A 4,431-nucleotide genomic window follows, 5' to 3' on the forward strand; every position below is an offset into this window, starting at 1 on the left:
GGGCATGATGGCGATGAGCCCTGCAACTGCATGAGCAGAGGATGCATTCAGTGTAACAATTGGCGGCACAACCACAAACTATGAAGATGTTTCTGCCGCGTTTGAGGCTGCATCGGCTGGTACAGCAGCAGCTCCTGCCACCGCCACTTCGTTCGGCGCTGGGGGTTATTCAGGTATTGTCCTGCCGGACAATAAATTTGCAATATTTATTATCAAATGCTAAAGTTGAGTTTTTTCTCACACTTTAGGCATATATAACCCTAATCCAATACTCTGTGCAAGAGAATGAGGACCGAATGAGATTATTTTTTCGTACTTTTCTGATAATCAAATAATTACATTTTTAAAAATGATATCACTTTTTTCCGTTTTTGCTTTGAATTAACAAAAAAACGACGTAACTTTGCATCGTGACAAAATCGTTATCACAAGCCAAATATTACTTTTTACACATTTGTGCAAAATAATACACCCAATAGTGTACCACAGTTTTTTTCAATTTCGTCTAACTTTGCATTAAAAATCAAAAAAGAATAAATTATGAACATCATCCGCACAATCACATGCCTGGCATTGCTGCTTGCGGCAATAAGCGCAACAGCCCAGGACAAACCCAGCATCAAGTGGGGCAAGCCCACGCAAGAGGAACTCACAATGACAACCTACGAACCCAACCCCGAAGCCGAGGCTGTGATTCTCCACAAGGAAACTACCGCAAGAGTAGATTACGTGGGCGATGACTTCAAGTTACGCACTACGGTGAAATGCCGCATCAAGGTGCTCAAAGCACAAGGAAAAGACTGGGCCAACGGTACTATCCTTTACCGCTACAACAGCGGTAATCCCAAGGGGCGCGAAATTCTGGAAAGCCTAAAAGCCGCCTCGTTCAACCTCGTTGACGGCAAGGTTGTCAAGACACAAATGAACAAGGAAATGATTTTCCACGAGGATATCTCCAAGACGACGCGACGCACCAAGTTCACCGTGCCGCAGGTAACCGAAGGGAGCATCATCGAGTATGAATACACCACACTCAACGACTACTTCTACCTAGTTGATGACTGGGAGGCCCAGGAGTCTATTCCCGTGAAGTTCACCTATTATAATTTCATCGCACCAGAGTATTTCAAGTTCAACCTTGTAGAAACCGGACTGCATCACCTTGGCAGCGCGCACAAGCAAAACCGCATGACACTCTCAATGCGAGGCGGCACCATGCAGTGCAACTGCGGTGATTACAACTACTATGGTTACAATCTGCCCGAACTGCGCAAAGAGCCGTTCTGCTTCAACCCCCGCAACTACGGCCAGAAGGTGGCAGCAGAACTGCGCACCGTGGAAATTCCCGGAAGCACCTACAAGAATTTTGCCACCACTTGGAGCGACATCGACAAGACACTCATGGAAAGTGATGACCTGGGCAAGATGCTCAACAAGAACTATCTCAAAGACCAGATGCCCGCAATCCCCGCCGATGCAACTACCGAGGAGAAAATCGCAACCATCTACAAGTCGCTCAAAGCCAAGGTGAAATGGAATAAGGACTATGCGCTCTTTGCCAGTGAGAAGGCTAGCACAATTCTGAAAAACGGCAGCGGCAAGAACTCCGACATCAACATCCTGCTCATAGGCATGCTGCGCGACGCAGGCCTCAACGCCTATCCCGTGGTGCTGCGCACCCGCGATGAGGGACTGCTGCCCTTTGCCAGCCCCACAATACAGGCATTATCCACCTTTGTGGTTGCAGTGAAAGACGGTGAGAAAATGTTTTATCTCGACGGTTCGGCCGAGGACGGATATATCAACGTGATTCCCAGTCTCTTGCTCGCCGAGAAAGCACGCATCATCTACGACGAAAAGCATGCCGACTGGCTTGACATCTCCAAAGTCACTAACGCCTCTACCATTGCCTACATCAATGCATCGCTCCAGCCCGACGGCACAATCACCGGCACACGCAGCGAGAAACTGGGCGGACTCTCGGCAATGGGGTTAAGGACTCACTTCAAGCTGGCCAAAGATAGCACAGAGTTCATCAAGGATATTGAGAAAGAAGACAACATGGAAATCACTTCCTTCACCCACGAGGGCATGACCGACTATGCCCCCTCGCTCAAAGTCAACTATGGTTTCACCGCACAATGCGAGTCGGCTGGCGACCTCATTTACGTGAAGCCGCTCATCGACAACCTCATGAGCACATCACCCTTCACATCCGACACCCGCGAGATGCCCATCGAGATGCCTAGCGTGGCAACCACTCAGGTTACGTGCAAGATAGATTTGCCCGAGGGCGTGACCATCGAGGAGCAACCCAAGAACCTGATGTTCAAGAACCCCGACGGCTCTCTATCGTTCAAGTTCATCTGCTCTCCCACACCAGGCGGCATCACCACCACATGCACAATGAGCGTGGGCAAGACACTCTTCGCCCCTGCCGATTATGAGCAGGTCAAAGCATTCTTTGACGAGGTTGTCAAGGCAGCTTCAGAGATTATCGTCCTTAAAAAAACCGCACAATGAAATCAATAGCCACCACCATTATTGCCTGTACATTACTCGCCACAGCAGCCAGCGCTCAGGACGTCATCGTGCTCGATGCCAGCACGCAGGTAGTATGTGCCAAGCCAAGTAAGGCCACGGTCACCAACCGCTGTGTTTACCGTCTGCTCAACGACCGCAGCGACTGGGCTGCTCATTGGAGCGAAGAATGCAGCAAGCACGACAAACTCACCGCATTCGAAGCCATTGTCACCGACGACAGCGGCAACGTCATCAAGAAAATCAAGAAAGGCGACTTGAAACGCACCGACTACACCAGCGAAATGGCAACCGACTACTACACGATGTATCACAACTACACCCCGCCGCGCTATCCCATCACCATAGAGTACAAATGGACCTCTGAGATGGACGGCAGTGTCATCATGTTCCCCACATTCGTGCCAGCCGAGGCCTACAATGTGCAGGTCGATAAGGCAATCTACACGCTCGAGGCACCAGCGTCGATGATGTGCCGCTACAAGGTGCTAAATGGCGACATCAAGGTGCAGCACGACAAGGCGGGTGACACTGACCGCTTCACAGTGGCGGTCAACAGCATGAAACCCATCGACTACGAGCCGAATGCCCCTGCGTCGCGCGAAGTGCTGCCCATGGTTTATTTCGCACCGTCGCAGTTTGAATACCTGGGCAACAAAGGCACAGGCGGCAACTGGCAGGAATTTGGCCAGTGGATCTACTCGTTGCGCAACGACCGCACCGTGCTATCGCCCGAGACGCAAAGCATGCTGCACGCGATGACCGACACCTGCAAGGACGATCATGCTAAACTAGCAGTGCTCTACAACCACCTTGAGAAAACAACCCGCTACGTGAGCATCCAGCTAGGCATCGGAGGCATGCAGCCCTTTGCAGCCACCGACGTGTGCCGCACAGGCTTTGGCGACTGCAAGGGGTTATCTAACTACATGTGCGCCATGCTCGAATGCGTAGGCATCAAGTCTCTCTACGCAATCATCAGCACCAACCGCAAGAGCATCCTTCCCGACTTTGCCAGTGCCAATCAGTTCAACCACGCCATCGCTGCCGCTGTAATCGGCAATGACACCATCTGGCTAGAATGCACCAACCCTCGTCTGCCACTGGGATATGTGCACGACAACATCGCAGGTCATCAGGCACTGCTCATCACCCCCGATGGCGGCAAGGTGGCTACCCTGCCCAGCCACAAGGCACAGGACAACTCCCAGGACACGCGGCTTGATGTAAACCTAGAGGCAACAGGAGCTGCAACCATGCATCTGAACCAAGTGTCTAGCAACGAGCAGTATGAAGACCACATGTCGCTCATCTACAAAGATGACAGAGATAAACGCATCGCACTCACAAAGAAGTTCCACTGCCCAGCACCGCAACTCGAAGGAGACTACGACATCACAGCGCACAAGCAACCGTTCACCACACCCGACATCACAATCGACGCAACCGCCACTACCAGCAAATATGCATCGGTGATGGGTTCGCGCATGCTAGTGCCAGCAGGCGTGCTTCATTCCAGCGACAAACCGCGCGACATGACATCAACGCGCAAGCTGCCCATCGAACTCATAGGCTACTGCGACAACGACACAATAACAGTGAAAATACCCGAAGGGTACAGCGTTGAGGCACTCCCCGACTCTATCAACGAGACGAACGAACTAGGCACGTTCAGCCAGCACTACGAAACTGCCGACGGAACCATCACCATCATCACCCAGCGCTCAAAGAACCAAGGCATCTATCCGGCAAGCGACTATGCCAAATACTATGCCCTGGCCCGCGCAGCCTACCAAGCCTTCCAGCAGAATAAAGCACTCAAACGCAACTAGCAAATTGAATTTCAAAACACAAACGGTCCAAATGGCAACAACAACAACCGGCAGGTAA

At 51.4% G+C, this 4,431-nt stretch carries 2 protein-coding genes; both read left to right on the forward strand.

What is annotated here, in order from left to right:
* Window positions 1–540 precede the first annotated feature (540 nt).
* Window positions 541–2,523: a DUF3857 domain-containing protein gene (locus ACKI3C_RS04765; RefSeq protein WP_407402584.1), complete on the forward strand. Its 1,983-nt coding sequence runs from the start codon at window positions 541–543 to the stop codon at window positions 2,521–2,523.
* Window positions 2,520–4,373 (forward strand): DUF3857 domain-containing protein, encoded by a 1,854-nt coding sequence (locus tag ACKI3C_RS04770; RefSeq protein WP_407402586.1) that lies wholly within the window; start codon window positions 2,520–2,522, stop codon window positions 4,371–4,373. The genes ACKI3C_RS04765 and ACKI3C_RS04770 overlap by 4 nt, the downstream gene beginning before the upstream one ends.
* The last annotated feature ends 58 nt before the right edge of the window (window positions 4,374–4,431 follow it).

The organism is Sodaliphilus sp. (genome assembly GCF_045598405.1).
Taxonomy (GTDB): Bacteria; Bacteroidota; Bacteroidia; order Bacteroidales; family Muribaculaceae; genus Sodaliphilus; species Sodaliphilus limicaballi.